The 25,076-nt window shown below is 40.5% G+C and carries 26 protein-coding genes and 2 other annotated features (1 of these 28 cut by a window edge); all 26 genes read right to left on the bottom strand.

Annotation, left to right across the window (positions count from 1 at the left end; translation table 11 throughout):
* Positions 1–44 precede the first annotated feature (44 nt).
* The 26 genes from rplB to cysE all read right to left on the bottom strand — a co-directional run bounded on the left by rplB (position 45) and on the right by cysE (position 24,774).
* Positions 45–875, bottom strand: coding sequence for a 50S ribosomal protein L2 (rplB, locus tag COJ96_RS12455; RefSeq protein WP_098573676.1), 831 nt, complete (start codon positions 873–875; stop codon positions 45–47).
* A 29-nt stretch (positions 876–904) separates the two neighbouring features.
* The gene (gene rplW / locus COJ96_RS12460; RefSeq protein ID WP_180230096.1) at positions 905–1,192 is read right to left on the bottom strand and encodes a 50S ribosomal protein L23; all 288 of its coding nucleotides are present in this window, start codon (positions 1,190–1,192) and stop codon (positions 905–907) included.
* The gene (gene rplD / locus COJ96_RS12465; protein WP_098573682.1) at positions 1,189–1,812 is read right to left on the bottom strand and encodes a 50S ribosomal protein L4; all 624 of its coding nucleotides are present in this window, start codon (positions 1,810–1,812) and stop codon (positions 1,189–1,191) included. Before rplD ends, rplW begins: the two co-directional genes overlap by 4 nt.
* A gap of 28 nt (positions 1,813–1,840) precedes the next feature.
* On the bottom strand, positions 1,841–2,467 hold the full coding sequence (gene rplC, locus COJ96_RS12470) for a 50S ribosomal protein L3 (RefSeq protein ID WP_098573686.1): 627 nt from the start codon (positions 2,465–2,467) through the stop codon (positions 1,841–1,843).
* 39 nt (positions 2,468–2,506) lie between these two features.
* A complete protein-coding gene (gene rpsJ, locus COJ96_RS12475) occupies positions 2,507–2,815 on the bottom strand; it encodes a 30S ribosomal protein S10 (RefSeq protein ID WP_075689935.1) in 309 nt (102 codons plus the stop codon).
* A gap of 503 nt (positions 2,816–3,318) precedes the next feature.
* The gene (gene tuf, locus COJ96_RS12480; RefSeq protein ID WP_098573688.1) at positions 3,319–4,506 is read right to left on the bottom strand and encodes an elongation factor Tu; all 1,188 of its coding nucleotides are present in this window, start codon (positions 4,504–4,506) and stop codon (positions 3,319–3,321) included.
* A 131-nt stretch (positions 4,507–4,637) separates the two neighbouring features.
* Positions 4,638–6,719, bottom strand: coding sequence for an elongation factor G (gene fusA / locus COJ96_RS12485; RefSeq protein ID WP_098573691.1), 2,082 nt, complete (start codon positions 6,717–6,719; stop codon positions 4,638–4,640).
* Positions 6,720–6,767: 48 nt separating this feature from the next.
* Positions 6,768–7,238, bottom strand: coding sequence for a 30S ribosomal protein S7 (rpsG, locus tag COJ96_RS12490; protein ID WP_098573694.1), 471 nt, complete (start codon positions 7,236–7,238; stop codon positions 6,768–6,770).
* A 41-nt stretch (positions 7,239–7,279) separates the two neighbouring features.
* Positions 7,280–7,702, bottom strand: coding sequence for a 30S ribosomal protein S12 (gene rpsL / locus COJ96_RS12495; RefSeq protein WP_026565517.1), 423 nt, complete (start codon positions 7,700–7,702; stop codon positions 7,280–7,282).
* Between the two features lie 101 nt (positions 7,703–7,803).
* Positions 7,804–8,052, bottom strand: a complete 249-nt coding sequence (locus tag COJ96_RS12500; RefSeq protein ID WP_098573696.1) for a 50S ribosomal protein L7ae-like protein — start codon at positions 8,050–8,052, stop codon at positions 7,804–7,806.
* A gap of 135 nt (positions 8,053–8,187) precedes the next feature.
* A complete protein-coding gene (gene rpoC, locus COJ96_RS12505) occupies positions 8,188–11,787 on the bottom strand; it encodes a DNA-directed RNA polymerase subunit beta' (RefSeq protein WP_098573698.1) in 3,600 nt (1,199 codons plus the stop codon).
* Between the two features lie 86 nt (positions 11,788–11,873).
* Entirely contained in the window at positions 11,874–15,431 is a 3,558-nt protein-coding gene (rpoB, locus tag COJ96_RS12510) for a DNA-directed RNA polymerase subunit beta (protein WP_098573700.1), read from the bottom strand.
* Between the two features lie 252 nt (positions 15,432–15,683).
* Positions 15,684–16,286: a class I SAM-dependent methyltransferase gene (locus COJ96_RS12515; RefSeq protein ID WP_098573701.1), complete on the bottom strand. Its 603-nt coding sequence runs from the start codon at positions 16,284–16,286 to the stop codon at positions 15,684–15,686.
* A 118-nt stretch (positions 16,287–16,404) separates the two neighbouring features.
* Positions 16,405–16,767 (bottom strand): 50S ribosomal protein L7/L12, encoded by a 363-nt coding sequence (rplL, locus tag COJ96_RS12520; RefSeq protein ID WP_098573702.1) that lies wholly within the window; start codon positions 16,765–16,767, stop codon positions 16,405–16,407.
* 203 nt (positions 16,768–16,970) lie between these two features.
* Entirely contained in the window at positions 16,971–17,471 is a 501-nt protein-coding gene (gene rplJ / locus COJ96_RS12525; protein ID WP_098573705.1) for a 50S ribosomal protein L10, read from the bottom strand.
* 33 nt (positions 17,472–17,504) lie between these two features.
* Positions 17,505–17,649: a sequence feature (ribosomal protein L10 leader region), on the bottom strand.
* A 53-nt stretch (positions 17,650–17,702) separates the two neighbouring features.
* Positions 17,703–18,401: a 50S ribosomal protein L1 gene (gene rplA / locus COJ96_RS12530; RefSeq protein ID WP_098573708.1), complete on the bottom strand. Its 699-nt coding sequence runs from the start codon at positions 18,399–18,401 to the stop codon at positions 17,703–17,705.
* A gap of 157 nt (positions 18,402–18,558) precedes the next feature.
* Entirely contained in the window at positions 18,559–18,984 is a 426-nt protein-coding gene (rplK, locus tag COJ96_RS12535) for a 50S ribosomal protein L11 (RefSeq protein WP_026565509.1), read from the bottom strand.
* Positions 18,985–19,163: 179 nt separating this feature from the next.
* Positions 19,164–19,697: a transcription termination/antitermination protein NusG gene (nusG, locus tag COJ96_RS12540; protein ID WP_026565508.1), complete on the bottom strand. Its 534-nt coding sequence runs from the start codon at positions 19,695–19,697 to the stop codon at positions 19,164–19,166.
* A gap of 136 nt (positions 19,698–19,833) precedes the next feature.
* Positions 19,834–20,016 (bottom strand): preprotein translocase subunit SecE, encoded by a 183-nt coding sequence (gene secE / locus COJ96_RS12545; RefSeq protein ID WP_098573710.1) that lies wholly within the window; start codon positions 20,014–20,016, stop codon positions 19,834–19,836.
* Positions 20,017–20,061: 45 nt separating this feature from the next.
* On the bottom strand, positions 20,062–20,208 hold the full coding sequence (gene rpmG, locus COJ96_RS12550; protein WP_098573712.1) for a 50S ribosomal protein L33: 147 nt from the start codon (positions 20,206–20,208) through the stop codon (positions 20,062–20,064).
* Positions 20,209–20,320: 112 nt separating this feature from the next.
* Positions 20,321–20,926, bottom strand: a complete 606-nt coding sequence (gene sigH, locus COJ96_RS12555) for an RNA polymerase sporulation sigma factor SigH (RefSeq protein WP_257148501.1) — start codon at positions 20,924–20,926, stop codon at positions 20,321–20,323.
* 114 nt (positions 20,927–21,040) lie between these two features.
* On the bottom strand, positions 21,041–21,550 hold the full coding sequence (locus COJ96_RS12560) for an NYN domain-containing protein (RefSeq protein WP_098573716.1): 510 nt from the start codon (positions 21,548–21,550) through the stop codon (positions 21,041–21,043).
* A gap of 3 nt (positions 21,551–21,553) precedes the next feature.
* Positions 21,554–22,297 (bottom strand): 23S rRNA (guanosine(2251)-2'-O)-methyltransferase RlmB, encoded by a 744-nt coding sequence (gene rlmB, locus COJ96_RS12565; protein ID WP_098573719.1) that lies wholly within the window; start codon positions 22,295–22,297, stop codon positions 21,554–21,556.
* Between the two features lies 1 nt (position 22,298).
* On the bottom strand, positions 22,299–22,718 hold the full coding sequence (locus tag COJ96_RS12570; protein WP_098573721.1) for a Mini-ribonuclease 3: 420 nt from the start codon (positions 22,716–22,718) through the stop codon (positions 22,299–22,301).
* Positions 22,719–22,721: 3 nt separating this feature from the next.
* Positions 22,722–24,119 (bottom strand): cysteine--tRNA ligase, encoded by a 1,398-nt coding sequence (gene cysS, locus COJ96_RS12575; RefSeq protein ID WP_098573723.1) that lies wholly within the window; start codon positions 24,117–24,119, stop codon positions 22,722–22,724.
* On the bottom strand, positions 24,100–24,774 hold the full coding sequence (cysE, locus tag COJ96_RS12580) for a serine O-acetyltransferase (RefSeq protein WP_373561691.1): 675 nt from the start codon (positions 24,772–24,774) through the stop codon (positions 24,100–24,102). Before cysE ends, cysS begins: the two co-directional genes overlap by 20 nt.
* Positions 24,775–24,830: 56 nt before the next feature.
* Positions 24,831–25,076, bottom strand: a binding site (T-box leader); it runs 4 nt beyond the window's last position.

Raw genomic sequence — 25,076 nt, forward strand, 5'->3', positions numbered from 1 at the left:
GTGACTGTTCTACGGTTCTTTCTTTGAACCGTAGGAATATCACGTTATTTTTTACGACGACGTACGATAAATTTATCTGATTTGTTTTTCTTCTTACGAGTTTTGTATCCAAGAGTTGGTTTACCCCATGGAGACATTGGTGATTTACGTCCGATTGGTGAACGTCCTTCACCACCACCGTGTGGGTGATCGTTAGGGTTCATTACAGATCCACGAACTGTTGGACGTTTACCTAACCAACGAGAACGACCTGCTTTACCAATGTTGATTAATTCGTGTTGTTCATTACCTACTTGACCAACAGTAGCGCGGCATTCAGCAAGAATCATACGAACTTCACCAGAATTTAAACGTACTAATACGTATTTACCTTCTTTACCTAGTACTTGTGCGCTTGTTCCAGCAGAACGAACTAACTGGCCGCCTTTTCCTGGTTTTAATTCGATGTTGTGTACTACAGTACCAACAGGAATGTTTGCTAATGGAAGTGCGTTACCCACTTTAATATCTGCCTCTGGACCAGACATTACTTCCATGCCAACTACTAGATTTTTAGGAGCTAAGATATAACGCTTTTCTCCATCCACGTAATTGATTAATGCGATATTTGCAGAACGGTTTGGATCATACTCGATTGTAGCAACGCGTCCTGGAATGCCATCTTTGTTACGTTTAAAGTCAATTATACGATATTGACGTTTATGACCGCCACCTTGATGACGAACAGTTAACTTACCTTGGTTATTACGGCCGCCTTTTCTCTTAACTGGAGCTAAAAGAGATTTTTCTGGAGTACTAGTTGTGATTTCTGCGAAATCAGAAGTAGTCATTCCGCGACGACCATTGGAGGTAGGTTTGTACTTTTTAATCGCCATTTTATTTCCCTCCTCTTCTTGATAGGTTCTTATGCTTCAAAGAATTCGATTTCTTTGCTATCAGCAGTTAATTTTACAATTGCTTTACGACGTTTATTTGTGTAACCACCGAATTTTCCCATACGCTTGAATTTACCTTTGTAGTTCATGATGTTTACTTTCTCAACATCTACGCTAAAGATTTCTTCGATAGCATCTTTAACTTGTGTCTTGTTAGCTCTAACATCTACTTCAAAAGTATATTTTTTCTCAGCCATTAGGTCAGTAGAACGTTCAGTGATAACGGGGCGCTTAATGATATCGCGTGAATCCATTATGCAAGCACCTCCTCTACTTTTTCAACCGCTGCTTTAGTCATGATTAATTTCTCATGATTAACAACATCTAATACGTTAATTCCGTCAGCAGTTACTACTGTAACGCCAGGAATGTTGCGTGCAGATAATGCTACGTTTTCGTCAAGATCTGCTGTAACGATTAACGCTTTTTTCTCTACAGAAAGACCATTTAGAACAGTCTTGAATTCTTTTGTTTTTGGAGCATCGAAAGTTAATAAATCTAACACTAAGATGTTCTCTTCTAATACTTTAGAAGAAAGTGCAGATTTGATTGCTAAACGACGAACCTTTTTCGGTAATTTGTAAGCGTAGCTGCGTGGTGTTGGACCGAATACAGTACCACCTCCGCGCCATTGTGGAGAACGGATAGACCCTTGACGAGCACGTCCAGTTCCTTTTTGACGCCATGGCTTACGACCACCGCCGCGTACTTCAGAACGAATTTTAGTTTTATGAGTTCCTTGACGTAATGAAGCTCTTTGCATAACAATTGCTTCAAATAATACGTGTTGGTTTGGCTCAATACCAAATACAGAATCATTAAGTTCGATATCTCCAACTTGAGATCCAGCTTGGTTTAATAATGCTACTTTAGGCATTCTTTGTTCCTCCTTTCTAAAAGGGTGACTATGCTTTAATTGCACCTTTGATTTTTAATAATGCTTTTTTAGCGCCTGGAACGTTACCTTTGATTAAAAGTAAGTTACGCTCTGTATCAACCTTAATGATTTCAAGGTTTTGTACAGTGATTTGTTCTCCACCCATACGTCCTGGTAATAATTTACCTTTGAAAACGCGGTTTGGAGCAACAGGTCCCATTGAACCTGGACGACGGTGATAACGAGATCCGTGAGCCATTGGTCCGCGTGATTGTCCGTGGCGTTTAATTACACCTTGGAAACCTTTACCCTTTGAGATTCCTGTTACATCTACGATATCTCCAGCAGCGAAAATATCAACTTTGACTTCTTGACCAACTTCATAGCTTGCTAAGTCATCCCCGCGGAATTCGCGAACGAAGCGCTTAGGAGCAGTATTAGCTTTAGCAACATGCCCTTTTTCTGGTTTGTTAGCTAACTTTTCACGTTTGTCTTCAAAACCAACTTGAACTGCAACATAACCGTCGCTTTCAACTGATTTCTTTTGAAGTACTACGTTTGGAGCTACCTCAACTACAGTTACAGGAATTAAGTTACCATTACTAGCAAATACTTGAGTCATACCAATCTTTCTTCCTAAGATTCCTTTGGTCATTTAAGTCACACCTCCTAATATATTTGTGTTTTATTTTGATTAAAGTTTAATTTCGATATCAACACCAGATGGTAAGTCTAAACGCATTAACGCATCAACAGTTTGTGGAGTTGGGTTAACGATGTCGATTAGACGCTTATGTGTCCGTTGTTCGAATTGCTCACGAGAATCTTTGTACTTATGAACCGCACGAAGGATTGTGTAAACAGTCTTTTCAGTTGGTAACGGAATTGGACCCGATACTGACGCACCTGAACGTTTTGCTGTTTCAACGATTTTTTCTGCAGATTGATCAAGGATTCTGTGATCATACGCTTTTAAACGGATACGGATTTTTTGTTTTGCCATTATTTTCCCTCCTTTATTCGCCTATTTTCTAAATAGACATTCTCAGTGAAAATTTCCCTCACACACTCGCCATGGCAAAGCGGCCGGGTGTGTCAGCAACCTTTCACATCATCGCAGTCAAAGACCAACATTGTCTATTATACATAAAACATAAAGCAAACGCAACACCTATTGTGAAGTTTTTTTTATGTTTCTGTTTCGAACACTTTTCCTATTATAGCGGCTGATATTCACTTTTTCAACAGTTATTATTAATCTCCAGAAATATCCTAAATAGAGACGCTGCAAAGCTTTGACCAAAACCCATTTATACAATTGCAATTAACTCTATCTATTTTTCTGAAAGTTCGTAAATTAAAGTTCTATATTTAATAGAAGAAACTCGGATATTATATATTCCAATTTCAATTATTGAGCAACAAAAAAGCAGATGGATCGTCATCCATCTGCTTTCATATCTTTGATCACTTTCGACTCAGCACCAAAGGAGCTGTAGTTTCAAATTACTCAGTGATTGTAGTGATTGAACCTGAACCTACTGTACGTCCACCTTCACGAATAGAGAACTTAGTTCCTTCTTCGATCGCGATTGGAGCGATAAGTTCAACTGTCATTTCGATGTGGTCACCAGGCATAACCATTTCAGTACCTTCTGGTAACATACAGATACCAGTGATGTCAGAAGTACGGAAATAGAATTGCGGACGGTAGTTAGAGAAGAATGGAGTGTGACGTCCACCCTCTTCTTTTGATAATACGTAAACTTGTGCTTTGAACTTTGTGTGTGGAGTGATTGACTTTGGTTTAGCCAATACTTGACCACGTTCGATATCTTCACGAGCTACACCACGAAGAAGCGCACCAATGTTGTCTCCTGCTTCAGCGAAGTCAAGAAGTTTACGGAACATTTCTACTCCTGTTACAGTAGTAGATTTTGGCTCTTCAGTGAAACCAACGATTTCAACTACGTCACCAACTTTAACTACACCACGCTCAACACGTCCTGTAGCAACTGTTCCACGACCAGTGATTGAGAATACATCCTCAACTGGCATCATGAATGGCTTATCAGTGTCACGAGTTGGAGTTGGGATGAACTCATCAACAGCACTCATAAGTTCGAAGATTTTTTCTTCCCATTCAGCTTCGCCTTCTAATGCTTTTAGAGCAGAACCTTTGATAACTGGAGTGTCATCGCCAGGGAAATCGTATTCAGATAATAGATCACGAATTTCCATTTCTACTAATTCAAGAAGCTCTTCGTCGTCAACCATATCACACTTGTTCATGAATACAACAAGGTAAGGTACGCCTACCTGACGAGAAAGAAGGATGTGCTCACGAGTTTGTGGCATTGGGCCATCAGTAGCAGATACTACAAGGATACCGCCGTCCATTTGCGCAGCACCAGTGATCATGTTTTTAACATAGTCAGCGTGTCCTGGGCAGTCTACGTGTGCGTAGTGACGGTTATCTGTTTCATACTCTACGTGTGCAGTAGAGATTGTGATACCACGTTCTTTTTCTTCTGGTGCACCATCGATTTGATCGTATGCACGAGCTTCTGCTTTACCAGATTTAGCAAGTACAGAAGTGATTGCTGCAGTTAAAGTTGTTTTACCATGGTCAACGTGTCCGATTGTACCAATGTTAACGTGTGGCTTAGAACGGTCGAATTTAGCTTTACCCATTAGGAAATCCTCCTCTAAATTATAAAAATTTAATTAAAATTATTTTATGTAAGCCGTGAGTAAGGTTGTCCCGAACCCACGACTTCCACTTCTTACATAGTAGTTATACTTTAACAAAGGATGAAAATCAATTATTCACCTTTATTTTTTTTGATGATTTCTTCAGAAACTGATTTTGGTACTTCCTCATAGTGGTCGAAGTGCATGGAGAATACTCCACGTCCTTGTGTACTAGAACGAAGTGCAGTCGCGTAACCAAACATTTCTGAAAGTGGAACCATTGAACGTACTACTTGTGCATTACCACGTGCTTCCATACCTTCAACACGTCCACGGCGAGCAGTGATTTGTCCCATGATATCACCAAGATATTCTTCTGGGATAACTACTTCTACTCTCATCATTGGTTCAAGGATAACAGGACTACACTTAGAAGCAGCATTTTTAAGTGCCATAGATGCGGCAATTTTAAACGCCATTTCAGAGGAGTCAACATCATGGTATGAACCATCAAATAGTCTTGCTTTAATATCAACTAGTGGATATCCAGCAAGAACACCGCGTTGTAATGCATCTTCAAGACCAGCTTGAACTGGAGCGATGTATTCACGAGGAACAACACCACCGACAATACCGTTTTCGAATTCGAATCCTTTACCTTCTTCGTTAGGAGAGAATTCGATCCAAACATGTCCGTATTGTCCACGACCACCAGATTGACGTGCGAATTTACCTTCAACTTGTGCAGATGCACGGAAAGTTTCGCGGTACGCAACCTGAGGCGCACCTACATTAGCTTCAACTTTAAATTCACGACGCATACGGTCAACGATGATATCAAGGTGAAGTTCACCCATACCAGCGATGATAACCTGTCCAGTTTCCTGGTCAGTGTGTGCACGGAAAGTTGGATCTTCTTCTTGAAGCTTTTGTAGTGCAGTTGTCATCTTGTCTTGATCTGCTTTTGATTTTGGTTCAACTGAAAGTTGAATTACCGGTTCAGGGAATTGCATAGACTCTAAGATAACAAGGTTTTTCTCGTCACATAAAGTATCACCAGTAGTTGTATCTTTCAAACCTACAGCAGCAGCAATGTCACCAGCATAAACCTTTGAGATTTCTTGACGGCTGTTTGCATGCATTTGCAGGATACGTCCGATACGTTCACGCTTGCCTTTTGTTGAGTTTTGGACATATGATCCAGACTCTAGAGTACCAGAGTAAACGCGGAAGAACGTTAATTTACCAACATAAGGGTCAGTCATAACTTTAAACGCAAGAGCAGCAAACGGTTCTTCATCACTTGAATGACGCTCAATAACTTCATTCTCATCATCAATAGCGTGACCTTTGATTGCAGGTACATCTAATGGAGATGGAAGGTAGTCAATAACTGCATCAAGCATTAACTGAACACCTTTGTTTTTGAATGCTGATCCACAGATTACTGGATAAAATTCTACATTAACAGTACCTTTACGAATTGCTGCTTTAAGCTCTTCTTTAGAGATTTCTTCTCCACCAAGGTATTTTTCCATTAATTCTTCATCTAACTCAGCAACTGCTTCTACTAACTTCTCACGGTATTCTTCAGCTTGAGCCATGTATTCTTCTGGAATCTCACGAACTTCAATGTCAGTTCCTAAGTCATTCCCGTAAAATACTGCATTCATTTCCACTAGGTCAATGATTGCTTCAAACTGATCTTCAGCACCGATTGGTAACTGAATTGGATGTGCATTCGCTTGAAGACGGTCATGGATTGTTCCTACAGAATATAAGAAGTCAGCTCCAATTTTGTCCATCTTGTTTACGAATACAACACGCGGTACACCGTAAGTTGTTGCTTGGCGCCATACAGTTTCAGTTTGAGGCTCAACACCAGATTGAGCATCAAGTACAGCTACTGCACCATCAAGTACACGTAATGAACGTTCAACTTCAACTGTGAAGTCTACGTGTCCTGGTGTATCAATGATGTTTACACGATGGCCATGCCATTGTGCAGTTGTTGCTGCGGAAGTAATTGTGATTCCGCGTTCTTGTTCTTGTTCCATCCAGTCCATCTGAGACGCACCTTCATGTGTTTCACCGATCTTATGGATACGGCCAGTGTAATAAAGAACACGCTCAGTGGTAGTCGTTTTACCGGCATCAATGTGAGCCATGATACCGATATTACGAGTATTTGCTAAGGAGAACTCTCTTGCCATTGGGTCTTTCTCCTTCCTAGTTTGAAAGTTTTTATATTGAAGGTTAGATTACCAACGATAGTGAGCAAACGCTTTGTTTGCTTCAGCCATTTTGTGTGTATCTTCACGCTTTTTAACAGATGCACCTGTGTTGTTTGCTGCATCCATGATTTCATTAGCTAAACGCTCTTCCATTGTTTTCTCTCCACGGTTACGTGAATAGTTCACTAACCAACGAAGACCAAGAGTTGTACGGCGGTCAGGACGCACCTCAACTGGTACTTGGTAGTTCGCTCCACCTACACGGCGAGCTCTAACTTCTAGTACAGGCATGATATTTTTCATAGCTGCTTCAAATACTTCCATTGGTTCTTTACCAGAACGCTCACGGATTGTATTGAATGCAGAGTAAAGAATTTCTTGAGATTTCCCTCTTTTACCGTCAACCATCATTTTGTTGATTAAACGAGTAACTAATTTTGAATTGTAAAGTGGATCTGGTAACACGTCTCTCTTTGCTACAGGACCTTTACGTGGCATATTTTTTCCTCCTTTCAACGAAGCTTCTATTTAAGTTGTAATTATTTTTTAGCTGCTTTTGGTCTCTTCGTACCGTATTTAGAACGACCTTGCATACGGTTGTTTACACCAGCAGTATCAAGCGCTCCACGTACGATGTGATAACGTACCCCTGGTAAGTCTTTTACACGTCCTCCACGAATAAGAACAACGCTGTGCTCTTGTAGATTGTGTCCAATACCAGGAATGTATGCTGTCACCTCGATACCATTTGTCAAACGTACACGAGCATATTTACGTAACGCTGAGTTTGGTTTCTTTGGAGTCATTGTACCAACACGAGTACATACACCGCGTTTTTGTGGTGAAGATACATTAGTTTGTGATTTTTTGAAGCTGTTATAACCTTTGTTAAGTGCTGGTGATTTTGACTTTTCCTCTTTTGATTGACGAGGTTTACGCACTAATTGGTTAATAGTAGGCATTTATGTTTCCTCCCTTCATTATTTGTAAGCCCACACATCCAGGTGGTTCATTTTTTTGCAAAAACAAAGTTTTTGCAGACTTTCTATCTACAAAAACGCTTTTAGCTGATAATTGCAACAGTTGAAGCACCAACTTCAATCCCACATGCTTTTCCGAGTTTTCTCATCGAATCCACATAAAGGATAGGAACATTTATTTCAAGAGCTTCATCAACCACTTTTGACGTTAACTTTGGATCAGCGTCGTTAGCGATAATTAACTCTTTCACATTACCTTCTTTAAGTGCCTTTACTGTTTGTTTTGTTCCTATAACGAACTTTTGTGCCTGTAATACTTTTTCATAAGACATCGTTCATATCCTCCAAAGTATCAGGTGAATAGGAGCACCTTTGATATAGTACCATCTTAACAATTAGATGTCAACACGACTTTTAATATTTTCTTAAAATAAGGAATCTGCTAGTTAGCAGATCCCTTACTTTTATTAATCAATTGTAACTGTTTCTTCGGAGGTTGTATCACGAAGGACAGGCTCTGCTTTGCGGTAACGCTGCATTCCTGTTCCAGCTGGTACAAGCTTACCAATGATAACATTTTCTTTTAAGCCAAGTAATTCATCGCGTTTGCCTTTAATGGCAGCATCTGTAAGAACCCTTGTGGTTTCTTGGAAGGATGCAGCAGAAAGGAATGAATCAGTTTCAAGCGACGCTTTTGTAATACCAAGTAAGACTGGACGTCCTGTTGCAGGCATTTTTCCTGATAACAATGCCTTTTCGTTCGCATCAGTAAACTGGTGAATATCCAGAAGTGTACCCGGTAGTACATCTGTTTCACCCGCATCACCAACACGTACTTTACGCAACATTTGACGAACCATTACTTCTACGTGCTTATCGCCAATTTCTACCCCTTGCATACGATAAACCTTTTGAACTTCTCGTAATAAGTACTCTTGGACAGATGTAACGTCTTTAACTCTAATTAATTCTTTCGGATCAATAGAACCTTCCGTTAATTCTTCCCCACGAGCCACATTATCATTTACAGCCACTTTTAAGCGGGCAGTATATGGTGCATTGTATGTTCTGGATTCAACTTCACCCTGAATAACAATTTCATGCTGGCGGTCACGGCCTTCGTTAATACCAACGACAACCCCGTCAATTTCAGAAATAACCGCTTGCCCTTTAGGGTTACGCGCTTCAAAAATTTCCTGGATACGTGGTAAACCTTGTGTAATATCGTCACCGGCCACCCCGCCTGTATGGAATGTACGCATTGTTAACTGTGTACCTGGTTCACCGATAGATTGGGCAGCAATAATACCAACTGCTTCCCCAACTTCAACCTCTTGACCTGTTGCCAGGTTGCGGCCATAACATTTTTTACAAACACCATGACGGGTATTACATGTAAATGCAGAACGGATTTTTACAGTTTCAATGCCAGCATTCACAATTGCTTCAGCTAAATCTTCTGTAATTAAACCATTTTCAGGAACGAAGACTTCTCCTGTTTCAGGATGTTTAATGGCCTTACGTGCATATCGGCCAATTAAACGTTCGTCTAAGCCTTCAATGATTTCTGTGCCATCTTTAAGGGCGCTTATTGTGAAGCCGCGGTCTGTGCCACAATCGTCTTCACGAACAATAACATCCTGAGCAACGTCAACAAGTCGACGTGTTAAGTAACCAGAGTCCGCCGTCTTAAGTGCTGTATCAGCAAGACCTTTACGGGCACCGTGTGTCGAGATAAAGTACTCTAATACCGTTAACCCTTCACGGAAACTTGATTTAATTGGTAACTCAATGATCCGTCCAGCCGGGTTGGCCATCAGACCACGCATACCAGCAAGCTGCGTAAAGTTCGATGCGTTACCACGGGCTCCGGAATCACTCATCATAAAGATTGGATTCGATTTATTCAATGATTGCATTAGTTTACCTTGAATGGTATCTTTTGCAGCACTCCAAATGGCAATTACGCGGTCGTAACGCTCATCTTCGGTAATGAGACCACGTCTGAATTGCTTCATAACGCTATCTACTTTACCTTGTGCCTCATGAAGAATTTCCTGCTTCTCAGGAAGTACGACAATGTCAGCAACACCAACAGTAAGACCTGCTTTAGTTGAATGTCTAAATCCTAAATCCTTCATGCGGTCAAGCATTTTAGACGTTTCTGTAATCTTGAAACGTTTGAACACTTCAGCAATGATATTTCCAAGGATTTTCTTTTTAAATGGATCAATCAATGGCATCGACTGAATTTTCGCCTTAATATCTTCGCCCTTTTCAACGAAATATTTTACAGGTGTTTCCACTTCTAGATTCTGTCTAGTCGGTTCATTAATGTACGGGAAGGATTTCGGCAGAATTTCATTGAAAATAAGCTTACCAACTGTAGTAATTAATAGCTTATTGTTTTGTTCTTCTGTGAAAGTTTCATTTCCTAATGAACCTGCATGCACTGCTACACGTGTATGCAAATGAACGTAGCCATTTTGATATGCGAGAATCGCTTCACTTGTATCTTTAAAAACCATACCCTCGCCGACTGCGCCTTCTCTTTCTAGAGTCAAGTAATAGTTTCCTAAAACCATGTCTTGGGAAGGAGTAACAACTGGCTTACCATCTTTAGGGTTCAAGATATTTTGTGCTGCAAGCATTAATAGTCTTGCTTCTGCTTGCGCTTCTGATGATAACGGTACGTGTACCGCCATTTGGTCACCATCAAAATCGGCATTGTATGCAGTACATACAAGCGGATGCAAACGGATGGCCCGGCCTTCAACTAGAGTTGGTTCAAAGGCTTGAATCCCAAGTCTATGAAGTGTAGGAGCACGGTTTAATAATACTGGATGCTCTTTAATGACATCTTCGAGTACATCCCAAACATCTGGGGATACTCTTTCTATTTTACGTTTTGCAGATTTAATGTTATGTGCTAACCCTTTTTCAACTAATTCCTTCATAACGAAAGGTTTGAATAGTTCTAGTGCCATTTCTTTTGGAAGTCCACATTGGAACATTTTCAAGTTTGGCCCTACAACGATAACCGAACGCCCTGAATAGTCAACACGCTTACCAAGCAAGTTTTGACGGAAACGGCCTTGTTTACCTTTTAACATATGAGAAAGTGATTTCAACGGACGGTTACCCGGTCCTGTAACAGGACGTCCACGGCGGCCGTTATCAATCAAGGCATCAACAGCTTCTTGAAGCATACGTTTTTCATTCTGAACAATAATGCTTGGTGCACCTAAATCTAATAAACGTTTTAAACGGTTATTACGGTTAATAACACGGCGATATAAATCATTTAAGTCAGATGTTGCAAATCTACCGCCATCCAATTGAACCATTGGACGAAGTTCTGGAGGGATAACAGGTAGAACATCAAGAATCATCCAAGATGGCTCATTTCCAGAACCGCGGAATGCTTCTAATACTTCAAGGCGTTTGATCGCACGTGTACGACGCTGACCTTGCGCGCTTTTTAATTCCTCTTTTAAACCGTCTACTTCCTTGTCTAAATCGATATCGAAAAGAAGTTTTTTAATTGCTTCTGCACCCATGGCAGCTTGGAATTTGTTTCCGTACTTTTCACGATATGCACGATATTCTTTTTCAGATAATAGCTGCTTCTTATCAAGAGCAGTATCTCCTGATTCCGTTACAACATAGGAAGCAAAGTAAATGATCTCCTCCAAAGCTCTTGGAGACATATCTAATACAAGACCCATTCGGCTTGGAATTCCTTTAAAGTACCATATATGTGAAACTGGCGCAGCAAGCTCAATATGCCCCATACGTTCACGACGAACCTTTGCTCGTGTGACTTCCACACCACAGCGATCACAAACGACACCTTTATAACGGACACGCTTATACTTTCCACAATGACATTCCCAATCCTTTGTTGGACCAAAAATACGTTCGCAGAATAAGCCGTCTTTTTCAGGCTTTAATGTACGATAGTTAATCGTTTCTGGTTTTTTAACTTCTCCGAAGGACCATGAACGGATCTTATCCGGTGAAGCAAGACCAATCTTCATAAACTCAAAATTATTAACATCCAGCAAGGGGCCTACCTCCCTTTTGATATCCAGGTTTTACCCTTATGACGTACAAAAGTGGGAGCGCATAGTGCGCTCCTACTCATATATAGTTACTCTTTTGAACCGACTTTTTCTGATTCAAATGCTTGTTCAGGAACAATGTTTAACGTATCGACTTGTTGTAAGTCATCGTCATCTTCCGTATCGCGCATTTCAATTTCTTCTTCGTCTCCTGAAAGAATTTTTACATCCATTCCTAGACTCTGAAGTTCTTTAATTAATACTTTGAATGATTCTGGAACACCTGGTTCCGGAACATTTTCACCTTTGACAATCGCTTCGTACGTTTTTACACGACCAACCACGTCATCGGATTTAACCGTAAGGATCTCTTGAAGTGTGTATGCTGCACCGTATGCTTCAAGTGCCCAAACCTCCATCTCACCAAAACGCTGACCACCAAATTGAGCTTTACCACCCAATGGCTGCTGCGTAACTAATGAGTATGGTCCAGTTGAACGGGCGTGGAGTTTATCATCAACCATGTGTGCAAGTTTAATCATATACATGACACCTACAGAGACACGGTTATCAAATGGTTCCCCAGAACGGCCATCATAAAGGACCGTTTTCGCATCACGAGCCATACCTGCTTCTTCAATTGTTCCCCAAACATCTTCTTCACGCGCTCCGTCAAATACTGGAGATGCAACATGAATACCTAGGTAACGGGCTGCCATTCCAAGATGGAGTTCAAGCACCTGTCCAATGTTCATCCGTGATGGTACCCCTAGTGGATTTAACATGATATCCACTGGTGTTCCGTCTGGTAAAAACGGCATATCTTCTTCCGGTAAAATTCTTGAGATAACCCCTTTGTTACCGTGACGTCCCGCCATTTTATCACCTTCAGAAATCTTACGTTTCTGAACGATGTAGACACGGACAAGTTGATTCACGCCTGGTGGCAGTTCATCACCATCTTCACGATTAAAGACTTTAACATCAAGGACAATCCCGCCGCCGCCATGTGGCACACGAAGTGAAGTATCACGAACTTCACGAGCTTTTTCACCGAAGATTGCATGTAAAAGACGTTCTTCTGCTGTTAATTCTGTAACTCCTTTTGGTGTTACTTTACCAACTAACAAGTCACCATCTTTCACTTCAGCACCAGTACGAATGATACCGCGCTCATCCAAATTACGAAGTGCATCTTCCCCGACGTTCGGAATATCACGTGTAATTTCTTCAGGCCCTAGTTTAGTATCACGGGATTCTGACTCATATTCTTCAATATGAATCGAAGTATATACATCGTCTTTTACAAGACGTTGATTCATAATAATCGCATCTTCATAGTTATAACCATCCCATGTCATAAAGGCAACAAGGACGTTACGGCCTAGGGCTAATTCTCCTAATTCCATGGATGGACCATCAGCAAGAATTTCACCTTTAGTTACACGGTTACCCACTGCAACGATCGGACGTTGGTTATAACATGTTCCTTGGTTAGAACGGATGAATTTTAACATGCGGTATTTATCAAGATTTCCTTTTACCTCTTGACCGTCAACCACATTAATACGACGCACCCATACCTCACGTGCTTCCACGTGTTCAACAATACCTTCGTGCTTACAGATCACCGCTGCACCCGAGTCTTTACCAGATACATATTCCATACCTGTTCCAACACGAGGGGCTTCTGGCTGCATGAGAGGTACGGCTTGACGCTGCATGTTCGCACCCATTAGGGCACGGTTGGAGTCATCATTTTCAAGGAACGGAATACATGCTGTTGCCGCAGACACGACTTGCTTTGGCGATACATCCATATAGTCAATACGTTCACGTTTAACAACCGTATTTTCACCACGGAAACGAGCAACAACTTCCTCATCCAAGAATGATCCGTCTTCATCTAAGCGAGAGTTCGCTTGGGCTACTACATAGTTATCTTCTTCGTCAGCTGTTAAGTAATCGATCCGAGCAGTTACCTTACCAGTATCAGGGTCAACCCTGCGGTATGGTGTTTCGATAAATCCAAATCGGTTAACTTTCGCATATGAAGAAAGCGAGTTAATCAAACCAATGTTTGGACCCTCTGGTGTTTCAATCGGACACATCCGGCCATAGTGGGAGTAGTGAACGTCACGAACTTCCATTCCAGCACGTTCACGTGTTAAACCACCAGGTCCTAATGCAGAGAGACGACGCTTATGCGTTAATTCAGCAAGCGGGTTGGTTTGGTCCATGAACTGTGATAATTGCGAGCTGCCAAAGAATTCTTTAATAGACGCAATGACTGGACGAATGTTAATCAGTTGCTGTGGAGTAATTGTCGCTGTGTCTTGAATGGACATTCTTTCACGAACCACACGCTCCATACGGGATAACCCAATCCGGAATTGATTCTGAAGCAATTCTCCAACAGAACGAAGACGTCTGTTACCTAAGTGATCGATATCATCCGTGTCACCGACACCGTGCAATAGATTAAAGAAGTAGCTAATCGATGCAATGATATCAGCTGGTGTAATATTTTTAATTGGTTCTTCCACATAGGCATTACCTAAGACATTAATTACCTTTTCATTATCATCACCAGGAGCATAAATTTTAATATCCTGAAGTGTAATCTCATCCTCTACAACACCGCCATATGGATTATAGCCTTTGAAATTAATATTCTTTTCAAGAGCAGGGAGAATTCTATCCAGATTTCTTCTATCTAGAACTAATCCTTTCTCGGCAATAATTTCACCAGTTTCAGGATCCGCAAGGGACTCTGCTAAGCGTTGGTTGAATAAACGATTTTTGATATGAAGCTTTTTATTAATTTTATAACGGCCTACATTAGCAAGGTCATAGCGCTTAGGGTCAAAGAAACGTGACACTAATAAGCTCTTTGCATTTTCAACGGTAGGTGGTTCACCTGGACGAAGACGCTCATAAATTTCTAAAAGGGCCTTTTCGACACCTTCCGTATTGTCTTTCTCAAGTGTATTGCGGATGTATTCGTTATCCCCAATCAATTCAATGATTTCTTGATCAGAGCCGAAACCAAGTGCACGCAAAAGAACCGTAACGGGCAGTTTCCGAGTACGATCTATTCTCACATAAACGACATCTTTAGCATCTGTTTCATATTCGAGCCAAGCGCCGCGGTTCGGAATGACAGTAGCAGAAAAGCCCCGCTTTCCATTTTTATCGAACTTCCCACTATAGTAAACACTCGGAGAGCGCACTAATTGTGAAACAATAACACGTTCTGCCCCGTTAATGACAAACGTACCAGTCTCAGTCATAAGTGGAAAATCACCCATAAATACATCTTGATCTTTTACTTCACCTGTTTCTTTGTTCACAAGACGTACTTTTACACGCAATGGAGCAGAATATGTAACGTCCCGTTCTTTTGATTCCTCTACTGAATACTTTGGATCGCCAAGACTGTAATCAATAAATTCTAGTGATAGGTTACCAGTAAAGTCCTCGATTGGTGAAATATCCTGGAACATTTCACGCAAACCCTCATCAAGAAACCATTGATAAGAAGAGGTTTGGATTTCAATAAGATTTGGTAATTCTAAAACTTCACTGATTCGTGCGTAACTTCTTCGTTGGCGGTGTCGTCCATACTGAACTAGTTGACCTGTCAACTGATTCACCCCTCAAATCAAGCGTTATTATTAAAATCTATTAACGTTTATGGAATAGAAAATGACTTCTCTTCCAGTAAACAAAAAGAAAAAGGGTTTTTAGTTAAAAACCACATTTTCACATTTAGACTATTATTTTGTCATCATTTCCTTAATATCCCTTTTTTATACAAGATAATCAAGTATTTATAGGAATAATTCGGAAATTATTATGATGGCATTTTATAATGCTATCATAGTGACATTTTCAAGTCAACTTTTTTGTGCCCTTATGACAAAATAACCTTTGGATTTGTCAATAGTTTCGACGTGGTTAAATAAATTATTTAATTTTTCTATCGCGGATGGTGCACCTTGTTTCTTTTGAATGACAACCCAGAGCTCCCCTTGTGACACGAGATGATCAAAGCTTTGTTCAAAAATGTCATGAACTGTTTTCTTTCCTGCTCTAATCGGTGGATTTGTTAAAATTGCTGCAAATGTGTTTTCCTTCACATTCAACAACCGGTCACTCTCATAGATTTTAACATTCTGGATCCGATTTAATTCTGCATTTTCCTTTGCCAATTCAATTGCCCGCTCATTAACATCAACCATATGAATCATACGTTCATGATAATATTTTGCAAGCGACAGACCTATTGGCCCATAGCCGCAGCCAACATCCAGGAGGAATCCGTCTGCATTTGGCATTTCAAAAGACTCAATTAATAAACGTGAGCCGAAATCTACTTCTCTTTTTGAAAACACACCGTTGTCCGTTTTAAAACGAAAAGAGTTATTTTTTAAAGTGTAGTCCCAAAATTTCGGGTCACTTTCGACCTTTTGTGTTCGAGAATAGTAGTGTTCAGACAACTGACTCACCTCCGAGGAAGATTAATAATTGAAGATAGACGAGGAAAAGAAACTAAAAATCTAAATTCTATTAAGCCAAAAAAAGCCCGCTTATACAGCGAGCTCGTTTTTGAGATTATTACTTAACTTCAACGTTTGCTCCAACTTCATCAAGCTTAGCTTTGATTGCTTCAGCTTCATCTTTAGAAACGCCTTCTTTAACTGGCTTTGGAGTGTTGTCAACAAGGTCTTTTGCTTCTTTAAGACCAAGACCAGTGATTTCACGTACAACTTTGATAACTTTGATTTTTTGATCGCCAGCGCCAGCTAGGATTACATCAAATTCAGTTTTTTCTTCAACAGCAGCAGCACCAGCGCCGCCAGCCATTGCTACTGGAGCAGCAGCAGTTACGCCGAATTCTTCTTCGATTGCTTTTACTAGATCGTTAAGTTCTAAAACAGTCATAGTTTTAACTGCTTCAATGATTTGTTCTTTAGTCATGATTAATTTCCTCCTTAGTTTTCGTTCGAATTTATTAGTGTGACGCTAAGATTGTCCAGCTTCAGCTCCCAGCAGCTAGTGTCCTTCGCTCTTCGCCCTACGATAAGTCAACATCGGTTCGCTGTCGCTCTCCGTGTTTCCTTTATCTCGGTTGAAGCGCTCCAGTCCATACGCTGCTAAACGGTCGCTTCAGCATTTCTAGCTTACGCGCCTTGTTCTTCTTTTTGTTCTGCAACTGCTTTTGTAACAAGAGCAAGGTTGCGGATTGGAGCTTGTAGTACGCTGAGTAACATAGATAGTAAACCTTCGCGTGATGGTAGGTCAGCAAGAGCTTTAATTTCTTCAGCTGTTGCAACGTTCCCTTCAATTACACCTGCTTTAAGTTCAAGTGCTTCATGCTTTTTCGCAAAGTCGTTCAAGATTTTAGCTGGTGCTACTACATCTTCAGTACTGAACGCAATTGCGTTTGGACCTGTTAATGCAGCGTTTAAATCAGCAAGACCAGCTGCTTCAGCCGCACGGCGTGTCATAGAGTTTTTGTAAACTTTGAATTCCACACCAGCTTCACGAAGTTGTTTACGAAGTTCAGTTACTTCTGAAACAGAAAGACCACGGTAATCAACAACAACGGTTGATACGCTGCTCTTTAATTTATCAGAAATTTCGCTAACGATTTGTTGCTTTAATTCGATTGCACTGCTCATCTTTACACCTCCTGTAGAATTTCTACATTTATACCAGGCAAATAAACGCCTCCATATCGAACGGTGACATGGAGGCAGGATAACAACCGATCTCTCAGTTATTTATATCGCATTACCTCGGCAGGAAATTAAGTGCACTTGGCACACCTGCTGTCTACAGTACAAATGTTATTATTTTAAACAACAAAATAGATTATATAAAATCTATTTTATATTGTCAATTGGTAAAATTTATTTAACAGCTACTGATGAAGGATCAACTTTAACGCCAGGTCCCATTGTAGAAGCAACAGTTACGTTCTTCATGTAAGTACCTTTTGCAGCAGAAGGCTTCACTTTTAGCAAAGTTTCAAATACAGTGTTAAAGTTTTCAACAAGCTTTTCGTTTTCGAAAGAAGCTTTACCGATTGGCACGTGGATGTTACCAGACTTGTCAACGCGGTATTCAACTTTACCTGCTTTAATTTCATTGATTGCACGAGTTACATCAAATGTAACTGTACCAGTTTTAGGGTTTGGCATTAAGCCTTTAGGTCCTAATACACGACCTAATTTACCAACTTCACCCATCATGTCAGGAGTTGCTACGATTACATCAAATTCAAACCAACCTTGTTGGATTTTGTTGATGTATTCAGCATCGCCCACATAATCAGCGCCTGCTGCTTCTGCTTCTTTAACTTTTTCCCCTTTAGCGAAAACTAGAACGCGTTGCGTTTTACCAGTTCCGTTTGGAAGCACTACTGCACCACGGATTTGTTGGTCAGCTTTCTTAGGGTCAACGCCTAAACGGAATGCTGCTTCAACAGTTGCATCAAATTTAGCGAAGTTTGTTTGTTTTGTAAGATCAATTGCTTCAGCAATTGGATATGCTTTTAGGCGATCTACAAGCTTTGAAGCTTCTAAATACTTCTTACCTTTTTTAGCCATTTTAATTTCCTCCTAGAATTGTGGTTTTAGCGAATAATTCTCCCACGGCAAAGCGGAGGCGCCTTGAACAGGCGCCGCAGCTAGCCCACGAAAAAGGTTGCGAGTGTTTATAACGTCGCAACCCCTTCATTTTACAAAAAACAATCAGTTACATGGATTAGTCTTCGATGACGATACCCATGCTGCGAGCAGTACCTTCAACCATACGCATTGCTGCTTCAACGCTAGCTGCGTTTAGGTCAGGCATTTTCTGTTCCGCAATCTCGCGTACTGTATTACGCTTAACTGTTGCTACTTTATTACGGTTAGGTTCACCAGAACCTGACTGAATTCCAGCTGCTACTTTCAAAAGAACGGCAGCAGGAGGAGTTTTCGTAATAAATGTAAATGAACGGTCTTCAAATACCGTAATTTCAACAGGGATGATCAAACCAGCTTGATCTGCTGTACGAGCGTTAAATTCTTTACAGAATCCCATGATGTTAACACCGGCTTGACCTAGTGCAGGACCAACTGGTGGCGCAGGGTTTGCTTTCCCAGCAGGAATTTGTAATTTAACGACTTTAATTACTTTTTTAGCCACGAGACACACCTCCTTAAAGTCCGTGATGTGGTAATAGGGTTTTTTAGGAACCCTCCCACTCAGGCATCTGTCTTTATCTATTGATCATAAAGAACTTGACATAAGTCTTGTCTCATATAGAGACATACTGACCTATGAAATATTACCACTTTTTCAAAATGATTTCAAGTTTTTTTATATTAAAGTTTTTCAATCTGGGTAAAATCAAGTTCTACAGGGGTATCACGGCCGAACATATTAACAAGAACTTTCAGTTTCGCCTTGTCTTTATCCATCTCTTCTACTGATCCTGTAAAGTTAGCAAATGGACCTTCTTTGACGCGAACTGTTTCGCCAATTTCATAATCAGCATCGACACGAGTTTCGGTAACACCCATTCGTTTTAATATAACGACAACTTCTTCTGGAAGTAATGGAGTCGGTTTAGAACCTGATCCTGATGAGCCAACAAAACCTGTTACTCCAGGTGTATTACGCACCACATACCATGAATCATCTGTCATCACAATTTCTACTAGTACATAACCAGGGAACACTTTGCGCTTTACTACTTTTTTCTTGCCGTTTTTTAGTTCGGTTTCTTCTTCTTCAGGGACAACTACTCGAAATATCTTATCTTGCATCCCCATTGATTCGACCCGTTTTTCTAAATTTGCTTTTACTTTATTTTCATAACCGGAGTAAGTATGTAACACATACCAATTTTTTTCCATTTAAGAGGACTAGAACGTCCGTCCCTCCCTATTTATTAGTCATAGACTATTTTTTAAACAAATAAAAAACCCGTTATACGGGCTTTTAGATAAAAATTCCTTTATTAATCACCATTATACCATGAAAATTGATTTATTATTCAAGAATTAAACGAATCAATTTTGAAATTCCTAAATCAAGAACTGCAAAGAACGCTGCAAAAAAGACAACAGTCGTTAATACAGTAATCGTCGAGCGTGTTAGTTCTCCTCGTTTTGGCCAGCTAACTTTCCTCATCTCACGGAATATATCACTGAAGAACTTTGTTATGCGCTGCATGTTAAGTAACCCCCAAAATAAAATAACTATAAGAATATAGGATGACTATTTTGTTTCTCTATGAATGGTATGGGTGGTGCACGTTTTGCAGAATTTTTTTAATTCTAATCGCTCTGTTTGTGTCTGCTTGCTGATTGTCGAATAGTTTCGAGAACCGCAGACTGCACATGCAAGGATAACTTTTTTACTCATTTTCGACACCTTTACCCAATTTTCTATTATATCCTTAAAAATGTACCATGTACCCTAATTATTGTCAATATCCCTTGAAAACGGTTCAAATTTATGCCATTAAGGTAGGTTATTACAGCGAAAACTCGCGAAGTTCGAGATATCGTTCCAATTTTCTTTTCACTCGCTGCAGAGCATTATCAATGGATTTCACATGACGATTGAGTTCTTCTGAAATTTCTTGATAGGATTGACCATCTAAGTAGAGGGCCAATACCTTTCTTTCTAAGTCACTTAATAATTCAGTCATTTTAAATTCAATATGGTCAAATTCTTCTTGATTAATGATTAGCTCTTCAGGGTCAAGTACCTTTGCCCCTGACAAAACATCCATTAATGTTCGATCGGACTCTTCATCATAAATCGGCTTGTCCAAAGAAACATAAGAATTTAACGGAATATGCTTTTGCCGTGTTGCGGTTTTAATGGCTGTTATAATTTGACGAGTAATGCATAGCTCGGCAAATGCCTTAAAGGATGTCAGCTTGTCCTCTCTGAAGTCACGAATGGCTTTGTACAGTCCAATCATCCCTTCTTGGACAATATCTTCTTTATCAGCACCAATTAAAAAATAGGACCTTGCTTTTGCACGCACAAAATTACGATACTTGTGGATTAAATAATCCAATGCTTCACTGTCACCGTGGTGTACCAAATAAACAATTTCTTCATCTTCCATTACGAGAAACTGCTGGTTGACCTTTGTTCCGAAGTCCGTACTCAAAGTAGATCCCCTCCACCGAACAAGCATAGTTAGTAATAGTATACATGACAATTTTTCTAGTGTCCACGCTCACTTTTGACCCCTGCGCCATTTTTCGAAAATTTCTGCCATTTCATCACTCATATTGATTTTCGAGACAGGTTTTTTTTCTTGAATCTTTTTCACTTTCTGTTCGATGCCCCTTTCAATGGAGGACATTTCAATGAGCAGCTCCCGAGCGGATTTTCTTAATGCTCCTTGTCCAAAGATCGCCCATTGCTCTGTATAATCGGAGGTGGCGACATGTATTTGCGTTCTCCGATTACTTAGGCTAATGGCCAATTTTTCTATCCGCTCATCTGCTGTTTCATTTTCTTTCGTAAAGATGACTTCTACTTGATGGTTTTTATATTTTTTCTCTGTTCCTTGCACATAGTAGGCATCAAAGACAACAATCACACGATATCCGGAATAGGCTTGATACTCCGCCATTCTTTCTACAAGACGATCTCTTGCTGCTGGCAGATCTCGATCTTTTAATGTCCTAAGTTCCGGCCAGGCCCCAATAATGTTATATCCGTCGACAAGCAGGATATCCATATGTTACCCCTCAAGCGGGTGTCGTTTTCGATATACCTCATACATGAGTAAAGATGCCGCAACAGAAGCATTTAACGAAGTAACTTTTCCAACCATTGGCAGGTGAATAAGAAAATCACATTTATCGCGGATTAGTCTACCCATTCCTTTTCCTTCACTGCCAATGACTAAGCCAAGCGGCAGGGTCCCATCTAACCTGCGGTAGTCATCTTTTCCTTTGGCATCTGTTCCAGCAATCCAAATGCCCCTTTCCTTTAATTCATCGATTGTTCTCGACATATTTGTCACACGCGCGACTGGAATATACTCAATGGCACCTGTTGAGGCTTTAGCCACTGTCGCGGTTAAGCCCACAGCCCTCCGTTTCGGAATAATGATGCCATGTGCCCCCACAGAATCCGCCGTTCTCATGATTGAACCGAGATTATGAGGATCCTCAATCTCATCAAGCAATAAAAAGAAAGGTGGTTCATTTTTCTTCTCAGCAGCTGCAAACAAATCATCGATTTCCGCATATTGGTAAGCGGCGACATAGGCTAGAACTCCTTGATGATTTTCACCGGATATTTGATCAATTTTTTTCTTTGGCACAAATTGAACAATTACATGTGCTTCCTTTGCTAACTGCGTAATTTGCTGCATTTGGCCGCGCTGTGATCCTTCAGCAATTAAGATCTTATTAATGTCCCTTTCTGATTTCAGCGCTTCAATAACTGGATTTTTGCCAACAATATATTCTTGTTCCATCCTAGCGTTCCTCCTTTCTTTCATCCACATATTTAAATGCCAGATTAATCAATTCTTCCATCCGCTCTATTTTACCCGATAAATATAAATAACCCAGCAACGCTTCGAATGCTGTACTGTAATGGTAGGTCTGGACATCTGTATTTTTAGGAACAGAGCCTGACTTCGCATTTCGACCACGCATAATCACCGCTAACTCTTCCTCGTCGAGAAGATGATCATCCATCATTTGAAAAAGTATTTTGCACTGTGCTTTTGCTGAAACGTAAGTTGTTCCCGTCCGGTGTAAATGATTGGGTCTTACCTTCCCGCTATAGAGGAGGTGGCGCCTTACATACGTTTCATAAATGGCGTCACCCATATAGGCAAGGGCTAGACTATTCAATTGTTTGGCATCGACGGTATTTTCATATTCAAGCATGAATTAACCTCTTTTCCACCTTGTACCTTGCGGGGTATCTTCTAAAATAATATTCATTTCCTTCAGCTGATCTCGGATTTGGTCAGACAATTGGAAATTGCGGTCCTTTCGAGCCTGGATTCGCTTTTCAATTAGTGCATCAATTTCTTCATCCAGCATTTCTTCTTTTTCAATCGTCAGCCCTAAGACATGGAATAAGTCTTCAAACTGTTTGGTAAAAGCATCGATTACCGCTACAGCTGTATTTTTTTCTAACAGATAATAATTCGCCAGTTTTGAGAGGTCAAATAAGACAGAAATGGCCTTCGCTGTGTTAAAATCATCATCCATCGCCTCAATAAACTGTTCCTGGGAGCTTGCAATTTTATCAAGCCATTCCTGATTATTATCGGTTAAATCTGTGCTTGCTTCTTTACGATGCTTTAAATTTTGATAGGAGGTGATCAAGCGCTCAAATGCAGCTTTTGTACTTTCCAGTAATTCCTCACTGTAATTGATCGGATTGCGATAATGAACCGATAACATGAAAAAGCGTAACACTTGTGGATTGTGTTTCTTGATAATGTCGTGAACTAATACAAAGTTTCCTAGCGACTTCGACATTTTTTCATTGTCAATATTGATATAGCCATTGTGCATCCAGTAGCGGGAAAATAGTTTTCCTGATAGTGCTTCTGACTGGGCAATTTCATTTTCATGGTGCGGGAAAGTTAAATCCTGTCCACCCGCATGAATATCAATCGTTTCACCCAGATACTTTTTCGCCATTGCCGAGCACTCAATATGCCAGCCTGGACGTCCAAGTCCCCATGGGCTCTCCCAGAAGATTTCCCCTTCCTTCGCCGCTTTCCAAAGGGCAAAATCTAAGTCATCTTGTTTCCTATCGCCAACTTCAATTCTTGCGCCTATCTGGAGATCATCAATCGATTGATGCGACAGTTTACCATAGCCATCGAATTTTCTTGTCCGAAAATACACATCTCCAGCCGATTCATAAGCAAAACCTTTATCAATTAATTCACTAATAAATTCAATAATAATGTCCATGTTCTCCATTACCCGTGGATGAACATCCGCTTTTTGGCAGCCTAATGCAGACACATCTTCAAAATAGGCATTGATAAAACGGTCAGCAATAGCTGGCACGTCTTCTCCTAATTGATTGGCAGCTCGGATTAATTTATCATCAACATCAGTAAAATTAGAAACATATTTAACATCGTATCCGCGGTATTCTAAATAGCGTCGGACTGTATCAAAAACGATGGCCGGACGAGCATTACCAATATGAATATAATTATAGACAGTCGGACCGCAAACATACATTTTGACCTTGCCCTCTTCAAGCGGTACGAAAGTTTCCTTTTTACGTGTAAGTGTATTATAAAGTTGAATGGCCATTGACTTCTATCCTTTCTCCTTTTAATTCTTCGAGTTCATACATTAACTTATCCAAGTCGTTTTGCATTTCTCTTAAGCGGTCGGCAACAGGGTCTGGCAAATCACAATGGTTTAAGTCTTTTGTAATTTTTCTTCCATCTTGCATGACTACCCTGCCTGGAATTCCCACTACAGTTGAGTTAGGAGGAACCTCTTTCAATACAACCGAGCCGCCGCCAATTTTGGAATTTTCTCCAACCGTGATCGATCCGAGTACCTTAGCCCCTGTAGAAATCAGAACATTATCCTTAATGGTTGGATGCCGTTTCCCTTTCTCTTTCCCTGTTCCACCAAGTGTGACCCCTTGATATATAGTTACATTATCCCCAATTTCACAGGTTTCCCCAATAACCACGCCCATACCATGGTCAATAAAAAATCTTCTGCCTATTTTTGCCCCAGGATGAATCTCAATACCGGTAAAAAATCGGCTTACCTGCGAAATAACCCTGGCTAGAAAAAATAATTTCCGATTAAAAAGTGCATGTGCAAGACGGTGTGACCAAATGGCATGCAAGCCTGAATAGGTTAAGATGACTTCCAAATGGCTCCTTGCCGCAGGATCTTGCTCGAAAATAACCTCTACATCCTCCCTCAACTTCTTAAACATTACCATTTTCCCCCTATTGTTTGGTAAATAAAAAAGTAAATAAAAAACGCCTCTGTCATGACGACAGAGGCGCTTAACGCGCGGTTCCACTCTGATTAGACCGGAAAGCTAGGATGGTAACAATAGCTTAAAACCTGGTCTCACTCTACCTGTTAACGGATCGGTTCCGCCCATCTCTACTTAGAGTTGACTCTTTTCGAAACAGGGCTCAGAGGTGCATTTCAAAAAACGAGAGGCCTAAACCACTTTCAGCCGGTGATGGTTTTCTCTTTGAAGCATCCTTTTTTTACTTATCCTCTTCTACACTT

Source organism: Bacillus sp. AFS073361, from assembly GCF_002567005.1.
Lineage (GTDB): Bacteria > Bacillota > Bacilli > Bacillales > Cytobacillaceae > Neobacillus.

What these genes read in the sequence shown, in the direction of transcription:
- rpmG (WP_098573712.1), bottom strand. Translation starts at nt 20,208, where the DNA reads ATGAGTAAAAAAGTTATCCTTGCATGTGCAGTCTGCGGTTCTCGAAAC.
- rplA (WP_098573708.1), bottom strand. Translation starts at nt 18,401, where the DNA reads ATGGCTAAAAAAGGTAAGAAGTATTTAGAAGCTTCAAAGCTTGTAGAT.
- rplB (WP_098573676.1), bottom strand. Translation starts at nt 875, where the DNA reads ATGGCGATTAAAAAGTACAAACCTACCTCCAATGGTCGTCGCGGAATG.
- COJ96_RS12560 (WP_098573716.1), bottom strand. Translation starts at nt 21,550, where the DNA reads ATGGATATCCTGCTTGTCGACGGATATAACATTATTGGGGCCTGGCCG.
- rplC (WP_098573686.1), bottom strand. Translation starts at nt 2,467, where the DNA reads ATGACCAAAGGAATCTTAGGAAGAAAGATTGGTATGACTCAAGTATTT.
- rplL (WP_098573702.1), bottom strand. Translation starts at nt 16,767, where the DNA reads ATGACTAAAGAACAAATCATTGAAGCAGTTAAAACTATGACTGTTTTA.
- rplD (WP_098573682.1), bottom strand. Translation starts at nt 1,812, where the DNA reads ATGCCTAAAGTAGCATTATTAAACCAAGCTGGATCTCAAGTTGGAGAT.
- cysE (WP_373561691.1), bottom strand. Translation starts at nt 24,774, where the DNA reads ATGGTAATGTTTAAGAAGTTGAGGGAGGATGTAGAGGTTATTTTCGAG.
- secE (WP_098573710.1), bottom strand. Translation starts at nt 20,016, where the DNA reads ATGCAGCGCATAACAAAGTTCTTCAGTGATATATTCCGTGAGATGAGG.
- tuf (WP_098573688.1), bottom strand. Translation starts at nt 4,506, where the DNA reads ATGGGTAAAGCTAAATTCGACCGTTCTAAGCCACACGTTAACATTGGT.
- cysS (WP_098573723.1), bottom strand. Translation starts at nt 24,119, where the DNA reads ATGGCCATTCAACTTTATAATACACTTACACGTAAAAAGGAAACTTTC.
- COJ96_RS12570 (WP_098573721.1), bottom strand. Translation starts at nt 22,718, where the DNA reads ATGCTTGAATATGAAAATACCGTCGATGCCAAACAATTGAATAGTCTA.
- rpsJ (WP_075689935.1), bottom strand. Translation starts at nt 2,815, where the DNA reads ATGGCAAAACAAAAAATCCGTATCCGTTTAAAAGCGTATGATCACAGA.
- rplJ (WP_098573705.1), bottom strand. Translation starts at nt 17,471, where the DNA reads ATGAGCAGTGCAATCGAATTAAAGCAACAAATCGTTAGCGAAATTTCT.
- COJ96_RS12500 (WP_098573696.1), bottom strand. Translation starts at nt 8,052, where the DNA reads ATGTCTTATGAAAAAGTATTACAGGCACAAAAGTTCGTTATAGGAACA.
- rpsG (WP_098573694.1), bottom strand. Translation starts at nt 7,238, where the DNA reads ATGCCACGTAAAGGTCCTGTAGCAAAGAGAGACGTGTTACCAGATCCA.
- rpsL (WP_026565517.1), bottom strand. Translation starts at nt 7,702, where the DNA reads ATGCCTACTATTAACCAATTAGTGCGTAAACCTCGTCAATCAAAAGAG.
- fusA (WP_098573691.1), bottom strand. Translation starts at nt 6,719, where the DNA reads ATGGCAAGAGAGTTCTCCTTAGCAAATACTCGTAATATCGGTATCATG.
- nusG (WP_026565508.1), bottom strand. Translation starts at nt 19,697, where the DNA reads ATGGAAAAAAATTGGTATGTGTTACATACTTACTCCGGTTATGAAAAT.
- sigH (WP_257148501.1), bottom strand. Translation starts at nt 20,926, where the DNA reads ATGGAAGATGAAGAAATTGTTTATTTGGTACACCACGGTGACAGTGAA.
- rlmB (WP_098573719.1), bottom strand. Translation starts at nt 22,297, where the DNA reads ATGGAACAAGAATATATTGTTGGCAAAAATCCAGTTATTGAAGCGCTG.